This window comes from Ursidibacter sp. B-7004-1, from assembly GCF_053654055.1.
On the sequence record NZ_JBSIUP010000022.1, the window covers coordinates 1 to 16713 of the forward strand.

Consider the following 16713-nt stretch of genomic DNA (forward strand, 5'->3'; position numbering starts at 1 on the left):
ATACTTGTTAAAACCCTCAAAGAAAGCACAAAAAATAAATTTTATCGCCATTTACACCTATGGTATTTAACTCACCAAGACTATTTAAATGAACGGTCAGATAAATGCAATGAGAAAGGTTATTTTCCTTATAAACATAAAGGATTAAGAAGTGCTTTATCTAGCCTAAAATATTATGAAAAATATTTATTTACCTTCGAAAAGTACCCTGAATTAAATATAGAAAAAACGACAAATAGGTTAGAAGGATTATTCAGTGAACTAAAACGAAAATTAAATAATCACAACGGATTAAGCAAAAAGCGTAAGGTATTGTTTATACAAGATTTTTTAAATAAAAAGAGTTGCTAACAACATAAGAAAAATATTATTAGCAACCACTTTGTCCACTTGAACGTGTAATGGGTAAATCAGCAACCATTTTGTCCATTACACCATTTTTGAGCTGTCTCTCTCCCACAAGTGGGAGAGAGTTTTTTCAATTTTGTGCAACTGCTACATAATACCGAAAATAATATTGTAGGACGCTCACTTATGATCTGCACCCCAAAAGTTGGACTAAACAACTAACTCATTAAGGTGCAGATTTTTCTGCTGTATTTTTCATATTCGCCACATATCATTTAACGCAAATGCAAGTGTACCGCAATTGATTGGTGATAATTTATTATGTAGTAGTTGCATGATTTATTGTAATTGATGAAATAGAGTAAGCACAAAAGCCGAATACCATTTAATTACCTAATTTTGATTCAGCGTTAAAACCATTTTTACGCTACAATAATACCATTCAAAAAAATAACATTTTTATTATCAACGATGAAAAAACTCAACATTATCTTTGCAGGCACACCTGATTTTGCTGCAACACATTTACAAGCACTACTAAATTCACAACATAACGTTATTGCTGTTTATACTCAGCCAGATAAGCCCGCAGGACGTGGAAAAAAATTGCAAGCAAGCCCTGTAAAACAGTTGGCTGAACAGCATAATATTCCTGTCTATCAACCTAAATCTTTGCGTAAAGAAGAGGCTCAAGCAGAACTACAAGCACTCAATGCTGATGTAATGGTTGTAGTAGCTTACGGGCTTATTTTACCTGAAGCAGTACTCAATGCTCCTAAATACGGTTGTTTAAACGTTCACGGTTCATTACTTCCACGTTGGCGTGGTGCAGCTCCAATTCAGCGTGCTATTTGGGCAGGCGATAATGAAACAGGTATTACTATTATGCAAATGGATATCGGGCTGGATACTGGTGATATGCTCTATAAAGTAGTAACCCCTATTACACCAATAGAAACGTCTGCAACACTTTACGCCAAGCTTGCCGAATTAGCTCCGCCTGCGTTAATTGAAGTATTAAATGGCTTAGAAAATAGTCAGTTTAGCCCAGAAAAACAACAAGATGAATTAGCAAACTATGCGGAAAAATTAACAAAAGAAGAAGCAAAACTAGACTGGAATCTTACCGCTTGTCAGTTAGAGCGTAATATTCGAGCTTTCAACCCCGCACCTATTGCTTATTTGACATTAGTGCGAGAAGGCGTGGAAGAACGCATTAAAATTTATCAAGCAAACGTACTTCCACATCAAGCTAAAACAGCAGGAACGATTTTAGCTGTTGATAAAAATGGAATTCAAATTGCCACTCAAGAGGGTGTATTAAATATAACCCAACTACAACCCTCGGGCAAAAAGCCAATGTCCATTCAAGACTTTTTAAACGGGCGGAGTGATTGGTTTACTGTTGGAGAGTTACTGGAATAAGTACTCCTTAATTTAACAAATTATTATTAAAAATTAGCAATTCTAAATAACCATAAAAAAATTATAGAAATATTGTAAAATTCTGCTAAGATCAGATCGTCAATAAACATAAAGGAGACAAATAAAATGTTTAAACGAACTGCTCTTAGCATTGCTTTATTAAGTGTTACTGCAACTACAAATGCTGATGTCCTTACCACAATAAAACCTTTAGGTTTCATTGCTAGTGCAATTACAGACGGGGTAACTGAAACAAAAGTTCTACTTCCTACCAGTGCCTCTCCACACGATTACAGCCTAAAACCTTCAGATATTGAAAAATTGAAATCTGCAAATCTAGTAGTATGGGTTGGTGAAGAAATGGAATCTTTCTTAGAAAAAAGTATAGATAACTTAGCTAAAGAAAAAGTGCTCACACTAGAAGATGTGGAAGAAATCAAACACATTGTAGAACACGCTAAAGAAGACAAAGAAGAGCATCACAACCACGAACATAAACATGAGCATAGTCACACTCATAAACATGAACACAATCACGCTCACGGACACGATCACCACCACAATCACGATAAAGATTGGCATATTTGGCTCTCACCAGAAGCAAGTGAGAAAATTGCAGAACAGATTGCAATGCGCTTGAGCCAACAAATGCCAGAACAAAAAGCAAAAATTGAAAAAAACTTAGCGAATTTTAAAGTTGCCCTAAATACAAAAAACACAGAAATTACTAAACAATTTGCGAATGTGAAAGAAAAAGGCTACTACACCTTCCACGATGCTTACGGTTATTTTGAAAAAACATACGGTTTAAGCTCCCTTGGTTCATTTACGATCAACCCAACCATTGCTCCAGGAGCCAAAACGTTAAACACAATCAAGAAAAATATCACTAAGAATAAAGCAGTTTGTTTATTTGCAGAGCCACAATTTACTCCTAAAGTAATTGAAAGTCTGAGTAAAGGCACATCAGCGAAAGTTGGGCAATTAGATCCACTTGGAGCAAAGGTTGAATTAGGAAAAGATGCTTATCCACAATTCTTACAATCACTTGCAGATCAGTTCAGTGAATGTTTAGATAAATAATTTAATTCCATCAATACAAAGGCATCAACTAATAGGTGTAATGGAGCAAAATTGTTGCTAATACTTAAAGAAAATAAACACTAGCAACAAATTTGTCTATTACACCAATATAAGAGCATTAAAATCTTATAAAAGTTTTAATGCTCTTTTTAAGACTAATCTAGCAATTACCAATACGCACGTAAACCAATAGCGGTTACATTATCACGAACTTTTGAACTCTTAATGCCATTAGTATAATTGTGAGTACGAGTTGTTTGCCACTCAACAAAACCTTTTAAGTATTTTGGTACAAAATAATATTCTGTTCCAAGCATATATTGATGTTTTTTAGATTTTGTATCGTTACCAAGTACTCGATCTGACTTATCCGTTTTGTACGCATACATTGTATAAGCATTCCAATTATCCATTAATTTTTGGTAAATGACAGTACGCACTTCTTTATTTAAGCGCTTATTACCAGATAAACCTTGGTTGTGAATAGTACGGCGCTCTAAATCTAAACCAATCGTTGTTTTATCGAAAGTATAGGCTGTACCTAGTGCATAGGCTGTGTTGCTATAAGTGCTACCGTTACTATTTCTTGAACGCTCACGAGTTACTCCAGTAGCAACTTTAACGCTTTGTGTATCATCAAATTTATGAGAGTACACTGCTCCAGCACCCCATACATCTTTACGGTGATTAGCTAAATCTAACCCAGAGTTATTACGTTTGCTATTTGCACCATAAAAGACACCCAATTTTAAGCCTTCAATACCGCTATAAGTATATTGTGCAACTTTACGAGCTGAACCAATAAGTAAACCATCACTTAGGCTTAAAGTATTTGGTAAATCAGTTTGTTTAATATTATCTGTAAATACAGTTTGGTGACCGTAAGTAAGTTCGCCATATTTTTTATGACCAAAACCTGCGTAAAGCTGGCGAGTGTAGATATCATCAAAATTGTGTTGCGAAGCTGCGGTACCGCGGAAACGCCATTCCACACGACCTAATGCATAGAAATCGTTGGTAAAATCTTGCGTAATTTTGAAACCGAAACGTGAGCCATTATTTGATACTGCGTGGTTAATATGCTCTCTAGTTGTAACACCATTTGCCTTTGTTTTATTAGCAGTGCTATTCCACAATAAGCGTGCTGAACCTGAAAACTCAAGTTTAGTGCCAGTTTCTTTATTATCAACAAATGTATAAGCATTTGCAGAACTTGTTGCAAAAACCCCAACAGAAAGGGCTAAAATTGCTTTTTTCATTATTTACTCCGAAAAAATTAATTATCAAAAATAATAGGTAAAAGGAGTTACCCGACCACATTATAACTAATCTACCCCAAATAGCGAATGCTCTCTATAATAGTGCCATTTTTAATCGTAAAAGGGACATAGAATGGAACGTCAGCCAGTTATTGCAATTGTTGCAATAGTAATACCTGTTTCGTTATCACCTGTCCAAATAGGAGCTGCACCACTCTAACGTGGAAGTAATGAACCGTGGACGTTTAAACAACCATATTTCGGAGCTTTCAACACCGCTTCAGGCAAAATTAGCCCGTAAGCCACTACAACCATTACATCAGCATTGAGTTCTTGTAGTTCTGCTTGAACCTCTTCTTTACGTAAAGATTTAGGTTGATAGACAGGAATATTATGCTGTTTTAGCATTGAAACAAATTAGGCAATTAAATAATGTTCAATTTTTATGCTTGCTCTATTTTATCAATCAAAGTAACATTGTATCTACTTAACTACATTATTAAGGAGAGGACAAAATGCCAATTATGACCTGTCGTGAATTTAATCAACGTTCTAGCCAAGCTCAAAAAGCAGCGATGATTGAACCTGTGATCATTACTAATCGTGGAACACCCGCATTTGTGTTAATGACATATAGTGAGTATGAAAAAGCACAGCAGGCAAAACCGTTTGTAAGTATTGCAGATGTACTTTGCCCAAATAACCCTGATGTAGCAGATATTGAGTTGGAATTGCAACCACGAAGCCGCACTCAACGTCGCCCTGTGGATTTTACAGAATAGGATGGAATAATGTATTTATTAGATACCAACCTAATCAGTGAAATTAGAAAGTTACCTAAAGGTAAATGTAATCATAGTGTGGCACATTGGGTAATGACGACATCAAAAGAGTTGATGTTTACAAATGCTGTTGTAATGATGGAGCTAGAACGTGGAGTGATGGGGATTGAGCGTAAAGATAAACTGCAAGGTGAGATGCTACGCCACTGGTTTGAATTTGAAGTTAAACCTGTTTTTGATGGCAAAGTTCTTAAAATAGACGAAAAAACAGCAGAGATCTGTGCCAAATTACATATTCCTGATCACGCTCCTGAAAACGATGCTTGGATTGCCGCCAGTGCTATTCAACATAATTTAACACTCGTTACTCGAAATTCGGCTGATTTTATACGCACAGGCGTCAAATTATTTAATCCGTTTGAAGGGTAAATTGATTGAATACAAGCGGCGAGATAGCAATATCAATTTGCAAATAGGCATAGTAGCCATTCTTTCTGCTATCCCTTCTGCTGTTTAGACTAAATATCCAATTATATGTCAGTCCGTTCAATCTTGTCCTGAAATTATTTTCATAATAATTCAAACAATCCCATTTGCCCATCATCATTTATTTGCTTTGGTTGCCCCCTTTTATCTGGGTCTAGAATCTGCATTATCATTGGCATTGGATTTGTAGGATCAAGTATGATCTTCTACAAAGCCTGAATATCTAAACAAAGTGAACGAATTTTGTCTAAATAATCAGGTACACGAAAATCAACACTCATAGTAATTTTGCCTCTGCTAATACTTGCTGACGAAATTTTTCAGGTAAACTGCGTGGGGTAAGAACATCAACTTTTATACCAAGCAAATCTTCCAATTCCATTTGTAAACCACATAGATCAAACATTGTCGTTTTAGGAGTGGTATCTACCAAAATATCTAAGTCACTGTTTTCAGTATCTTTACCTTTGGCGACTGAACCAAATATACGCACATTCTCCACTGCAAATTGTCGGCTGATTGCCATAATTTCAGTGTGTTTAGCTTGAATAAGTTGAGATGGGGTCATAATCGGCACCTTTAGTCACTCTCGTTGGCGAAAAGTATAACGGAAAAGAGCTTGATTTGAAATTTTGAATAAGGCTTTTTCCTTTAATTCGGTATAGCGTTATGTTTAGCCGACAGAAAAATAAGATTATTCCTAATAATAAAAGCGGTAGGATTTTACAATTTGCAAAAATACCTTAAAACCCTACCGCTTATATTTATTGCCTAACGCAAAATCAAAATAGGTTTATCGCTATTGCGTGCAACTTTAACCGTATTTGAACTTAAACCTTTCGCTTTTGGTTTGCTACTTGCCAACATTACAATTAAATCCACTGACTTATCCTCCGCAATACGGTTAATCTCTTCATAGATTGTACCGTGAGCTACGATGTGTTGTACTTTTGAGCCTTCAGGGAAATGTGTTTGAGTAAATTCGTGCAAGGCTTTATTCGCTTCTTCAATCACAGATTTATCAAAGTTCTTAGGTAAGAATGCGGAGATAAAGCTATCATCAATCGGCTCAATAATGGTAACAACACGATAGATCGCATCTGGGTTATTGGCGGTAATTTTTAATGCGGTATCGACCACAAATTTGGCACTTTTTAAATCACTTAAATCAATCGCAATTAAGAGTTTATTATACATATTGATTTCCTTTTAATAAGCGGTCAGATTCTTGTAAAATTTTCCAATCATCTCACCGCTTTAGCGTTATAGTTAAGGTTTACGACGACGTTGATTCCACGCGACCCCGAAAATGAGTAGCAATGCAGGAATAAACATCAACTCTTTTGGCAATGAGCTTTGTGGTAGAGATACATCAAGAATAGTTTGATCCCAATTTAACCCAACTTTAGCTGCTGGGGATTCAAGCTCGACATTATCAATGATAATTTTTGGCGATGCTTTGCCATCAATCTCAATTTTCTCGCCTGTATCAAGCAAGGTTAGACCAAGTGCTTTAATTCGCTCTTCGCCACTATCACCTTGTGGTACGGTGAGCTGTGAGTAAAATTCGATTGGTTTACCGTATGGATTTACCCCCGCTACTTTAATGGTTAAATGTTGCCCTACTGGCGTTTTCGCAATTTCTTCAACCATTTGTGCAGGCTCAATATGGCGAGCAGTTGGTGAAATATGCTCCATAAAGAACCCCGGTCTGAATAATACAAAGGCAGCAAAAATAAGTACGAGACTTTCCCACAGTTTATTTTTCACTAAGAAATAGTTCATTGTTGCTGAAGTAAAAATCAAGATACCAATAGTCGCACTCAAGAAGACTAAAATACCTTTCGCCCAACCTACATCAATTAACAATAAATCAGTATTGAAAATAAATAGGAATGGCAAAATAGCGGTTCTTAAACTGTAATAGAACGCTTGAACCCCTGTTTTGATTGGGCTGCCACCTGAAATTGCCGCAGCGGCAAAAGAGGCTAAGCCAACAGGTGGGGTTACGTCCGCCATAATGCCGAAATAAAAAACAAAAAGGTGAACAGCAATAAGCGGTACGATTAGACCATTTTGTTTACCCACTTCCACAATAACTAATGCCATTAAAGAAGATACGACAATATAGTTTGCAGTGGTTGGTAAGCCCATTCCAAGAATTAAACTGAAAATTGCCACAAGAATTAACATCAACAAAATGTTACCCATTGAAAGCATTTCAATAATGCCTGAAAGTTGTACGCCAAAGCCTGTTAATGACACTGCACCCACAATAATACCTGCGGTTGCGGTTGCAATACCAATGCCGATCATATTGCGAGCACCAGACTCTAAACCATCTACCAGTTCTTGTACGCCTTGTTTGAATAAAGCAACTTTATTACTTTGATCTTGACGGAAGAAACTTAATAGTGGACGTTGAGTGACTAAAATAACAGAAAGAGCTGCCGTTCCCCAGAAGGCAGATAGCCCCGGCGACATTTGCTCAACCATTAAACACCACATTAACACCACCACAGGAAGAAGGTAATGTAATCCTGCATTCACTGTTGGTTTGCGGTATGGTAATTTTGCAACTTGTGAGTTTGGATCGTCCATTTCTAAATCAGGGAAACTTGCCACACGTTTAATTAACGCAAGGTATGCTACTGCTAATAAAACACAGACAATCAAGAATGCAAAATCAGGCGTAACTGTTTTGATCCAACCTAAGCCGTAGTAAACCGCACTTGCTAAAACCACAACAGCTAAGATATAACTTACTACTTTCAGTAAGGTAATAAGAATAGGGCTAACAGGCTCAACACGTTCCAAGCCTTTTAATCCCATTTTTTGTGCTTCTAAATGCACAATATAAACAAGAGCAATATAAGAAATTAGTGCTGGTAAAAATGCGTGAGTAATTAACTGGCTATATGGCATATTAACGTACTCAATCATTAAAAACGCAGCTGCTCCCATTACGGGTGGCATAATCTGCCCATTTACCGATGAAGCTACTTCAATCGCTCCTGCTTTTTCAGCACTCAAGCCGACACGTTTCATCATTGGAATAGTAAATGTCCCCGTAGTTACTACGTTGGCAATCGAAGATCCAGAGACTAACCCTGTTAAAGCAGAAGAAACTACCGCAGCCTTACCTGGCCCGCCACTTAAATGTCCTAAATAAGCGAAAGCGGTTTTAATAAAATAGTTACCCGCACCAGCTTTGTCTAGCAATGCACCGAATAACACAAATAAGAACACATATTTTGTTGAAACACCAAGTGCGACACCGAATACCCCTTCAGTTGTGATCCACTGCTGGTTAATAATTTGAGAAAGTGAGCCTGAGCGGTGGCTGATAATCCAACTGGTTGGTAAGAACTGCCCGAGATAGTTATAAAGTAGGAAGACTACGGCAATAATCACCAACGGTAAACCAAGGCTACGGCGACAAGCTTCTAACAACAGCAAAATCCCTAAACAGCCTGCAATAATATCCTGTGTATTTGGAGCACCAAAACGAGTAACCAAGCCTTCATAAAAGAAAATATAGTAAGCCGCAAGGAATGCTCCAAGTGTTGCAAATAACCAATCTTGATAAGGCACTCGATGTTTAGGTGAAGTAGCAAATGCAGGGAAAGAGAGATAAGCTAAGAACATTGCAAAAGCAAGGTGAATTGAACGAGCTTTTGTGTCATCAATTACTACATTGACATCAAATCCCCAATTGCGTACCACTTCTTGTAACCAGAATGGAAATGGCGATGTGTAATAAAGTTGGAATAACGACCATAAAATGGCGGTAGCAACGATGATTTTTTTGGTTAATCCTGCTGGATTACGCCCACCAGAGTCATTCGATGCCACCATATCTTGTAGATCATCGTAACTGGCAGTTTTTTCTTGTGCGGACATAAATAAAATATTCCTAAAATGAGAAAACAAGCGGTCTGTTAGTTTTAAAATTTTGCAAAATTTTATACGCAACTAACCGCTTGTGATGTTAAACCGAAAAAGGCAGGAATTGACCTGCCTGTAAAATGGAATGACTAAAATTATTTAATCCAACCCTTTTCTTTGTAGTAACGCTCTGCTCCTTCGTGTAGTGGTGCAGATAATGCATTTTTCACCATATCTTCGGCTTTTAAGTTCTCGAATGCTGGGTGTAAACGTTTGAAACGGTCAAAGTTATCAAATACCGCTTTCACTACCGCATAAACTTTATCTGCTTCAACATCCGCAGAAGTTACTAAAGTTGCATATACCCCGAAACTTTCCACAGGGTTATCCGTACCTTTATATAACCCACCTGGAATAGTTGCTTTTGCATAGTAAGAGTGATCTGCCACTAATTTATCAATTGCCTCACCTGTTACGGGTACTAAGTGTGCATCACAAGATGCAGCAGCTTCTTTTAATGCACCATTTGGGTGGCCAACGTTATAAGTGATCGCATCTAAGTTGTTATCACACATTACCGATGCCATTTCAGATGGTTTTAATTCAGATGCAACTTTAAATTCTTTGTCTGTCCAGCCTTTTGCATTTAAAATCACATTCATTGTTGCACGAGTACCTGAACCTGGGTCGCCCACATTTACACGTTTACCTTTTAAATCATCAAAAGAAGCAATTTTGGCATCGGTACGAGCCATTACTGTAAATGGCTCTGGGTGAATAGAGAAAATAGCACGCAATTTATCGTTTTTCTTCCCTTCAAAAGAGCTTGAACCATTGTAAGCGTGGAATTGCCAGTCAGATTGTGCAATCCCCATATCCATTTGTTTAGCCGCAATTGAGTTTAAGTTAGCCACTGAACCACCTGTTGAAGGGGCATTACATTTTACTTGTGTTTTAGCAGTATCACGATTCACTAATTGACAAATAGATTGACCAACAACGTAATAAACACCTGTTTGACCACCCGTACCAATGGTAATAAATTTCTCTTCTGCTTGAGCAGAAATTGCGGTAGTTGCAAGTGTTGCAAATAAGGAAAGTTTTAATAATTTTTTCATCTAATGGATCCTCTTATCAGGAAAGAATAGAATATGTTGTGTTGTAATTTGATTATCGTTAGAAAACAATAACGGGTAACAGATATACAAGACTTTTAAATGATACGCAAACGATTTCTTCATTAAATATGAAGAAAGTCACAATTTTGTTACAAATTTTTTACGAAATAGACAATGGAATATTTTATCCCCAAAGCAGAAGTGATTTTTGAAGAAGAGATCAAAAAAAGCCGATTTATTACCTATCTTCGCCATACGGAAGGTTTGGAGCAAGCCAAAGCCTTTTGGGCGGAGATCAAACAGCAACACCCACAAGCTCGCCACCACTGTTGGGCGTGTGTTGCAGGTTCACCCAACGACTCACAACAATATGGCTTTTCTGACGATGGCGAACCATCAGGCACAGCAGGTAAGCCAATGCTCAGCTATTTGATCGGAAGTGGTTTGGGGGAAATCAGTGCAGTAGTTGTTCGCTACTATGGGGGGATTTTACTCGGCACTGGTGGGTTAGTAAAAGCCTATGGCAACGGCGTGCAACAAACTCTATTACAAGTGGAAAAATTCCGTAAAGTTTTACGCCAATCTTACCGCTTACAATGCGAATATGATCAATTTAATAGCTTGCAACATCTCATTGATGAGTGGGATATTGTTATTGAAGAACAGCAATTTAGCGATAAAATTGAGCTAATGCTGGCTATCAACCCAACACAAGTTGAAAGTTTTCAAATACTTTTAACCCAACGGTTTGCTGGGAAGTTAGCTCTGGTAGAAGCGGCTTGATGATGAGATTTTTCCGGTATTATGCTAAACTCTCGCCTAACAATTTCCAGCTTGAGAAACGCAATGAGCCAGCCACAGCCGTTAATCCGAATTTTACCCCCTCAGTTAGCTAACCAGATTGCCGCAGGCGAAGTGGTTGAGCGTCCTGCATCCGTAGTGAAAGAGCTGATCGAAAATAGCCTTGATGCTGGGGCTAATCAAATCCAAATTGATATAGAGAAAGGCGGGGCACAGTTAATTCGTATTCGAGATAATGGCTGTGGAATAGGTAAGCAAGATTTAACCCTTGCACTTGCCCGTCACGCAACAAGCAAAATTTCCACCCTTGAAGATTTAGAAGCCATTTTAAGTTTAGGCTTTCGTGGCGAAGCGTTAGCCAGCATTAGTTCGGTATCTCGTTTAACGCTCACTTCTCGCCCTGAATATCAGGCAGAAGCGTGGCAAGCCTATGCTCAAGGCAGAGAAATGGAAGTCGAAATTCAGCCTGCTTCCCACCCTGTTGGCACAACCATTGAAGTAGCAAATCTCTTTTTTAATACCCCTGCACGCCGCAAATTCTTGCGTACGGATAAAACGGAATTTACCCATATTGATGAAGTTGTTCGCCGAATCGCACTCGCCAAACCTAATGTAACTTTTGTTCTAACCCATAATGAGAAAAAAGTACGCCATTATAAAGCGGTGGTAGATCGTAGCCTTGAACAACAACAGAAACGAGTAGCTGCAATTTGTGGCGATGAATTTATTCAACAGGCGACACATATTGACTGGCAACACGATGATTTACATCTCTATGGCTGGGTCGGTTCTCCTGTGCTTGCTCGCCCACAAAATGATGTCTGTTATAGTTATGTAAACGGACGAATGATGCGAGATAAAACCATTAACCACGCCATTCGCCAAGCCTATGGAGATCTATTGCCGAAAGAAACCTATCCTGCATTTGTGTTATTCTTGGATATTGATCCGAGTTATGTAGATGTTAATGTCCACCCTGCTAAACACGAAGTCCGTTTTCATCAAGGCAGATTAGTTCACGATTTTATCTATCAAGGCGTGCTGAATGCTTTACAAGCTCAGCCACACTTACCTTTATCGGAAAGTGAACTCGGCGAACCTCTGCCAACTTATGTGCCAGATACAAATACGGGAGCATCAGGGCGGAATATCTTTGCAACGCCTACGGTTTCACCAATGCCATCGTTCTCATCATCAGAAAGAGACAACAAAGAACGTCCTAGTCGTTCAACATCGACTTATTTTGCGGAACACCAACGTGAAAACGTTAATAAAGGGGCAAAAAAATGGTATGGGGAATTATTAAAAACTGAAAGAAACCCAACAGAACACCAAGGAGAGCCAGTGGATAAGCGGGTGGATCCTACGGATATTTTGCAAAAAACTCCGCTAATCTCACCGCTTAACAATGTTGCTCCGCCATCAGCCAGCGATTATAGTCAAGTGCTTGCCGTTGTAAAAAATCAAGCGCTGTTATTAAAACAGCGTGATGAGTTCTTTCTCTTGTCTTTAAATAAATTGGCACAACTTCACTTACAGCATCAGCTAGAAAAACAGCAGAGCCAAAGTTTACTTATTCCACTAAATTTAACGCTTGATCAGCCACAAGCAGAACATTGGGAAAAAATTGCTCAACCACTTGCAGAATACGGTTTTGTGATCCAACCCAAGCAATTTCAAGGGCAAACACGTTTAAGTATATTGCAAGTGCCAAACTGTTTAAGAGAGCAAAATTTACAGCAATTATTGCTCAAGCTGCTGCAACAACAAGCGGTAGATTTAGCCGATTTTTTTGCAAAAAATATTGAATATTCAACCGCTTATACCCTAGCCGATGGAATTAGTTTAATGGCGGAATTGGAACAGCACACTCACACTCAACAACAGTTAGAAACACTCAAAATCCGAATAGATTTTGCTCACTATTTAGCCCCGTTAGCTGATTAATAATCTCAAGGGAATACGCTATTAAGCACAATTAATTGTATTTTTATCTGTTTAAAACTGGTAGGAGTAGTTTTGGGGTGCCTTGATTGCAATATAAACAAGATTAAAATGAGCATAATTTCATCTCACTAAGGTATTCAAAATGGCAAAAAATCGTTCATCTAGCAACTCTTCTCGTGATCGTAATTCACCAAACAACCATTAGGAGATTAGCAATGAAATCAAAATTTCACAAAAGAAATTTTATAGAAATAATATATTAGTAACAATAACCTCTATATTAACTATTATTCTTATAAAATATAGGGTAGATGTTTCCCAACATTGTAAAAAGGATAATGTATGAAAAACAACCTTTTTAGAAATAATATTATTGAGATAATTTTTACATTATATGTTTTTATATCTGTAACAATTTTCTTTTTATTGAGAAACCTTAGCGACACTCAGAAAGATTTTATCAATAGTTTTTTAGATAGATATTTATGGGGAGATGTTGGAATCTACTCCAGAATGGAACCATTATATTCTAAGTTAGTAGTTAATATACTTGCCACATTAACCCCAATATTTATTTTGTTATTTTTATCATTTAGGAAATATAGAAAACACCCAAGAAAAACAGGAACACTATCTCATTATGTAATCAATATTTGTTTGGTTCCTATATTGTATTTATATCTATGGGGTGATAGCTGGAAGCTGATTAGTGATCCTAAATATACTTTGTTTAGGGAGATGTTTAATTTTAATATTATTGTTTGTCCTTTATATGTTTTTTCTATTAGTGAATTTTGGTACTTTTTTGATATGCTTGAAAAAATCTATTTTAGATTAATTAAGAATAAGCTGTTTTAAGGATTATATCTGAATATTGAAGTTATCATTTATATTATAAACCAGTTTAATAAGGATATTTAATCTTATCTAATAGATAATCTCATTCAAGATGGCGATTGCAAATAAACGGCGTGAGGGAGAAATGGAATTAACAAATCTATCCGCTTCTAGTAATATTTCACTCACATTTAATCACACTTAGGAGCTTTCTATGATTGCCTTAATGATTTTAACTTTCTTTATTTTCGTGATACTCATCACCATTGGCTTGGCTTATGTGGTTAAAAGAAAATCACTGAGATATTTCATTATTCTCTTTCTACCAGTTATTAGCTATTTTACCTTATTCTTTGAAGATTTCATTAGAATATTTATTCACCCTGTTTATTGCTATATTCATAAAGATGAAGGTATGCTTATTCATACCCCTCCTCAAGAATGGAGAAAAATAGAAGGAAAAGATATAGTAATAATGCCATCTTCTAGATTTAATAATGGCGAAACCTCTATTTTAACTGATCAAAGAGATTTTGATTTTGAATATGAAAACCAGAAAAAATTTGGTAATGATTTATATCATTTAATGTTTGTTAATAGAAAAAAACCAAACTTGGCTATATATATTTCCTACAATGGTGGACTTTTTGCTAAAGATACATACCTTTACTATGATATTAATAAAGCTATTATCTTAGCTTCATTGTCTCTTTATCATAATAATTACCAACCCTTGATTTTTCATAAAAAAAATTATGAATGCAAAACAAGGAATATTACAGATAATTTAGACAAATATATCGATGAAAACTACACTTCATCAGAATAATTTAGAGGTTATATGATTGCCTTAATGATTTTAGCTTTCTTTATTTTCGTAATACTCATCACCATTGGCTTGGCTTATGTGGTTAAAAGAAAATGGCTTAAATGCTGCATTATTATTTTCCTGCCAATGATTGCTTACTTTAGTGTATTCTTTGGCCATTTTATTAAGTTATTTATTCACCCTGTTTATTGCTATGTTCATCGTAATGAAGGGATTATCATTCACACATCGCCAGATAAATGGCGAGAAATCAAAGGAAAGGATTTTGATATAAAACCTATTGTTGGGTATAACGCAGATGGATATTTATGGGATTCAGGAAGATATTTTGACTTTAACTATGAAACAGATAAAATTTTCGGTAAAACAAAATATAGACTAGACTCAGTAAATACAAATAATCCAAATTTAACGCTGTATGTTGATTATGATGGAATTAATTACATATCTTCTAAAACCACCTATATTTCTTATGATATTAGTAAGGAGAGTGTTTTGGCTTCATTTTCAGAATATTCTAATCCCTATATTTTCCTCTTTGGGCTTTTTAACGGATTTTATGAATGTAAACAGCCAGATTCTCTCGATAAATTAAAAGATTATATAAATAAAAACTACACTTCATCAGAGTAACTTAGAGGACGTATGATTGCCTTAATGATTTTAACTTTCTTTATTTTCGTGATACTCATCACTATTGGCTTGGCTTATGTGGTCAAAAGAAAATGGCTTAAATGCTGCATTATTGTCTTCTTGCCACTAACTGCCTACTTTGGATTGTTTTTTGAGCACTTTCTTCAGCTCTTTGTTCAGCCGATTTATTGTCATATCCACCAAAAAGAGGCTGGCATTGTGATTCACACTACGCCAGAAGAGTGGAAAGCCACTCAAGGAAAAGGCATTGTGATACAGCCGTTAGATAGATTTAAACAATATGATGCTTCTCTTTTTGTACATGCCTATGATTTTGATTTTAACTATGAAACTCGAAAACAATTTGGTAATGATGAATATGAACTATTTGCAGTGAATAAGAAAAATCCTAGCATCGCTTTATATATGGACTATGGATTCGGAACCTTCTCTAATAAACAATATCTCTACTACGATGTAGATAAAAATAAGATATTAGCCACGCTATCAATGTATCGTATTATCTATGAACCTTGGTTCTTTCATAAAGCCACTTATGAATGTGAGGCTAGAGATCTTTATTCTGAGTTAGACAAATATATCGATGAAAACTACACTTCATCAGAGTAACTTAGAGGACGTATGATTGCCTTAATGATTTTAGCTTTCTTTATTTTCGTGATACTCATCACCATTGGCTTAGCTTATGTGGTTAAAAGAAAATGGCTTAAATGCTGCATTATTGTCTTCTTGCCACTAACTGCCTACTTTGGATTGTTTTTTGGGCATTTCCTACAACTCTTTGTTCAGCCGATTTATTGTCATATCCACCAAAAAGAGGCAGGTATTGTGATTCACACCACACCAGAAGAGTGGAAAGCCACTCAAGGAAAAGGCATTGTGATACAGCCATTAGATAGATTTAAACAATATGATGCTTCTCTTTTTGTGCGTGCTGATGACTTTAATTTTAATTATGAAACTCAAAAGCAATTTGATGGGAATGAATATGAGTTATATTTTGTCAATAAAAAAAATCCTAGTTTGACCTTATATATTAGTGATGGTTCTGGTACTTTTAATCACGAACATTATCTATATTATGATGTAGATAAAAATATGATATTAGCTACATTCTCAACGTACTCCATTATCTATGAATCTTTGTTTTTACCTTTCCCTAAAGTCGGTTATGAATGTGAATCTAGAGATCTTTTTTCTGAGTTAAATAAATATATCGATGAAAACTACACTTCATCTATTAGGAAATGACTAAA

Annotated in this window: 16 protein-coding genes and 2 pseudogenes; 12 read left to right on the forward strand and 6 right to left on the reverse strand. The window is 36.3% G+C overall.

Translation table 11 applies throughout. The features are described 5' to 3' along the window. The 3 genes and pseudogenes from ACWIW0_RS08140 to znuA all read left to right on the forward strand — a co-directional run. Window positions 1-351, forward strand: a pseudogene (locus tag ACWIW0_RS08140) (IS256 family transposase, variant Zn-binding type); the annotation flags it as partial. Between the two features lie 468 nt (window positions 352-819). Next, window positions 820-1773, forward strand: coding sequence for a methionyl-tRNA formyltransferase (fmt, locus tag ACWIW0_RS08145; RefSeq protein ID WP_454452921.1), 954 nt, complete (start codon window positions 820-822; stop codon window positions 1771-1773). A 126-nt stretch (window positions 1774-1899) separates the two neighbouring features. Next, window positions 1900-2856: a zinc ABC transporter substrate-binding protein ZnuA gene (gene znuA, locus ACWIW0_RS08150; protein ID WP_454452922.1), complete on the forward strand. Its 957-nt coding sequence runs from the start codon at window positions 1900-1902 to the stop codon at window positions 2854-2856. A 167-nt stretch (window positions 2857-3023) separates the two neighbouring features. Here znuA and ACWIW0_RS08155 read toward each other — a convergent pair whose 3' ends face one another. Beyond that, window positions 3024-4115, reverse strand: a complete 1092-nt coding sequence (locus ACWIW0_RS08155) for a porin (RefSeq protein ID WP_454452923.1) — start codon at window positions 4113-4115, stop codon at window positions 3024-3026. 150 nt (window positions 4116-4265) lie between these two features. Further along, window positions 4266-4523 (reverse strand): annotated as a pseudogene (locus ACWIW0_RS08160) (methionyl-tRNA formyltransferase); the annotation flags it as partial. A gap of 107 nt (window positions 4524-4630) precedes the next feature. On the opposite strand from ACWIW0_RS08160, the gene ACWIW0_RS08165 reads away from it, so the two are divergent. Further along, window positions 4631-4897 (forward strand): type II toxin-antitoxin system prevent-host-death family antitoxin, encoded by a 267-nt coding sequence (locus tag ACWIW0_RS08165; protein ID WP_454452924.1) that lies wholly within the window; start codon window positions 4631-4633, stop codon window positions 4895-4897. 9 nt (window positions 4898-4906) lie between these two features. Next, window positions 4907-5326, forward strand: coding sequence for a PIN domain-containing protein (locus ACWIW0_RS08170; RefSeq protein ID WP_454452925.1), 420 nt, complete (start codon window positions 4907-4909; stop codon window positions 5324-5326). A gap of 334 nt (window positions 5327-5660) precedes the next feature. Here ACWIW0_RS08170 and ACWIW0_RS08175 read toward each other — a convergent pair whose 3' ends face one another. The 4 genes from ACWIW0_RS08175 to ACWIW0_RS08190 all read right to left on the reverse strand — a co-directional run bounded on the left by ACWIW0_RS08175 (window position 5661) and on the right by ACWIW0_RS08190 (window position 10389). Then, window positions 5661-5951 (reverse strand): nucleotidyltransferase family protein, encoded by a 291-nt coding sequence (locus ACWIW0_RS08175; RefSeq protein WP_035492202.1) that lies wholly within the window; start codon window positions 5949-5951, stop codon window positions 5661-5663. Window positions 5952-6154: 203 nt separating this feature from the next. Further along, window positions 6155-6580: a universal stress protein gene (locus tag ACWIW0_RS08180; protein ID WP_454452926.1), complete on the reverse strand. Its 426-nt coding sequence runs from the start codon at window positions 6578-6580 to the stop codon at window positions 6155-6157. 72 nt (window positions 6581-6652) lie between these two features. Further along, complete coding sequence (locus tag ACWIW0_RS08185; RefSeq protein ID WP_454452927.1) at window positions 6653-9286, reverse strand: TRAP transporter permease; 2634 nt, start codon at window positions 9284-9286, stop codon at window positions 6653-6655. Between the two features lie 140 nt (window positions 9287-9426). Next, a complete protein-coding gene (locus ACWIW0_RS08190) occupies window positions 9427-10389 on the reverse strand; it encodes a TAXI family TRAP transporter solute-binding subunit (RefSeq protein ID WP_454445893.1) in 963 nt (320 codons plus the stop codon). Window positions 10390-10563: 174 nt separating this feature from the next. Between ACWIW0_RS08190 and ACWIW0_RS08195 the strand changes: the two genes are divergently transcribed. From ACWIW0_RS08195 to ACWIW0_RS08225, 7 genes are all read left to right on the forward strand, one after another. Next, window positions 10564-11172, forward strand: coding sequence for a YigZ family protein (locus ACWIW0_RS08195; protein WP_454452928.1), 609 nt, complete (start codon window positions 10564-10566; stop codon window positions 11170-11172). 63 nt (window positions 11173-11235) lie between these two features. Further along, window positions 11236-13137, forward strand: a complete 1902-nt coding sequence (gene mutL, locus ACWIW0_RS08200) for a DNA mismatch repair endonuclease MutL (RefSeq protein ID WP_454452929.1) — start codon at window positions 11236-11238, stop codon at window positions 13135-13137. A 342-nt stretch (window positions 13138-13479) separates the two neighbouring features. Further along, window positions 13480-13995 carry a hypothetical protein gene (locus ACWIW0_RS08205; RefSeq protein ID WP_454452930.1) on the forward strand — a complete coding sequence of 172 codons (516 nt, stop codon included), beginning with the start codon at window positions 13480-13482 and terminating at the stop codon, window positions 13993-13995. 193 nt (window positions 13996-14188) lie between these two features. Beyond that, window positions 14189-14803 carry a hypothetical protein gene (locus ACWIW0_RS08210; RefSeq protein WP_454452931.1) on the forward strand — a complete coding sequence of 205 codons (615 nt, stop codon included), beginning with the start codon at window positions 14189-14191 and terminating at the stop codon, window positions 14801-14803. A 12-nt stretch (window positions 14804-14815) separates the two neighbouring features. Beyond that, complete coding sequence (locus ACWIW0_RS08215; RefSeq protein WP_454452932.1) at window positions 14816-15436, forward strand: hypothetical protein; 621 nt, start codon at window positions 14816-14818, stop codon at window positions 15434-15436. A gap of 12 nt (window positions 15437-15448) precedes the next feature. Beyond that, on the forward strand, window positions 15449-16066 hold the full coding sequence (locus ACWIW0_RS08220) for a hypothetical protein (RefSeq protein ID WP_454452933.1): 618 nt from the start codon (window positions 15449-15451) through the stop codon (window positions 16064-16066). Between the two features lie 12 nt (window positions 16067-16078). Continuing rightward, window positions 16079-16708 carry a hypothetical protein gene (locus ACWIW0_RS08225; protein WP_454452934.1) on the forward strand — a complete coding sequence of 210 codons (630 nt, stop codon included), beginning with the start codon at window positions 16079-16081 and terminating at the stop codon, window positions 16706-16708. The last annotated feature ends 5 nt before the right edge of the window (window positions 16709-16713 follow it).

Bases quoted from the DNA above. Each gene is read 5' to 3' on its own strand.
- fmt (WP_454452921.1), top strand. From the start codon at position 820: ATGAAAAAACTCAACATTATCTTTGCAGGCACACCTGATTTTGCTGCA.
- znuA (WP_454452922.1), top strand. From the start codon at position 1,900: ATGTTTAAACGAACTGCTCTTAGCATTGCTTTATTAAGTGTTACTGCA.
- ACWIW0_RS08155 (WP_454452923.1), bottom strand. From the start codon at position 4,115: ATGAAAAAAGCAATTTTAGCCCTTTCTGTTGGGGTTTTTGCAACAAGT.
- ACWIW0_RS08165 (WP_454452924.1), top strand. From the start codon at position 4,631: ATGCCAATTATGACCTGTCGTGAATTTAATCAACGTTCTAGCCAAGCT.
- ACWIW0_RS08170 (WP_454452925.1), top strand. From the start codon at position 4,907: ATGTATTTATTAGATACCAACCTAATCAGTGAAATTAGAAAGTTACCT.
- ACWIW0_RS08175 (WP_035492202.1), bottom strand. From the start codon at position 5,951: ATGACCCCATCTCAACTTATTCAAGCTAAACACACTGAAATTATGGCA.
- ACWIW0_RS08180 (WP_454452926.1), bottom strand. From the start codon at position 6,580: ATGTATAATAAACTCTTAATTGCGATTGATTTAAGTGATTTAAAAAGT.
- ACWIW0_RS08185 (WP_454452927.1), bottom strand. From the start codon at position 9,286: ATGTCCGCACAAGAAAAAACTGCCAGTTACGATGATCTACAAGATATG.
- ACWIW0_RS08190 (WP_454445893.1), bottom strand. From the start codon at position 10,389: ATGAAAAAATTATTAAAACTTTCCTTATTTGCAACACTTGCAACTACC.
- ACWIW0_RS08195 (WP_454452928.1), top strand. From the start codon at position 10,564: ATGGAATATTTTATCCCCAAAGCAGAAGTGATTTTTGAAGAAGAGATC.
- mutL (WP_454452929.1), top strand. From the start codon at position 11,236: ATGAGCCAGCCACAGCCGTTAATCCGAATTTTACCCCCTCAGTTAGCT.
- ACWIW0_RS08205 (WP_454452930.1), top strand. From the start codon at position 13,480: ATGAAAAACAACCTTTTTAGAAATAATATTATTGAGATAATTTTTACA.
- ACWIW0_RS08210 (WP_454452931.1), top strand. From the start codon at position 14,189: ATGATTGCCTTAATGATTTTAACTTTCTTTATTTTCGTGATACTCATC.
- ACWIW0_RS08215 (WP_454452932.1), top strand. From the start codon at position 14,816: ATGATTGCCTTAATGATTTTAGCTTTCTTTATTTTCGTAATACTCATC.
- ACWIW0_RS08220 (WP_454452933.1), top strand. From the start codon at position 15,449: ATGATTGCCTTAATGATTTTAACTTTCTTTATTTTCGTGATACTCATC.
- ACWIW0_RS08225 (WP_454452934.1), top strand. From the start codon at position 16,079: ATGATTGCCTTAATGATTTTAGCTTTCTTTATTTTCGTGATACTCATC.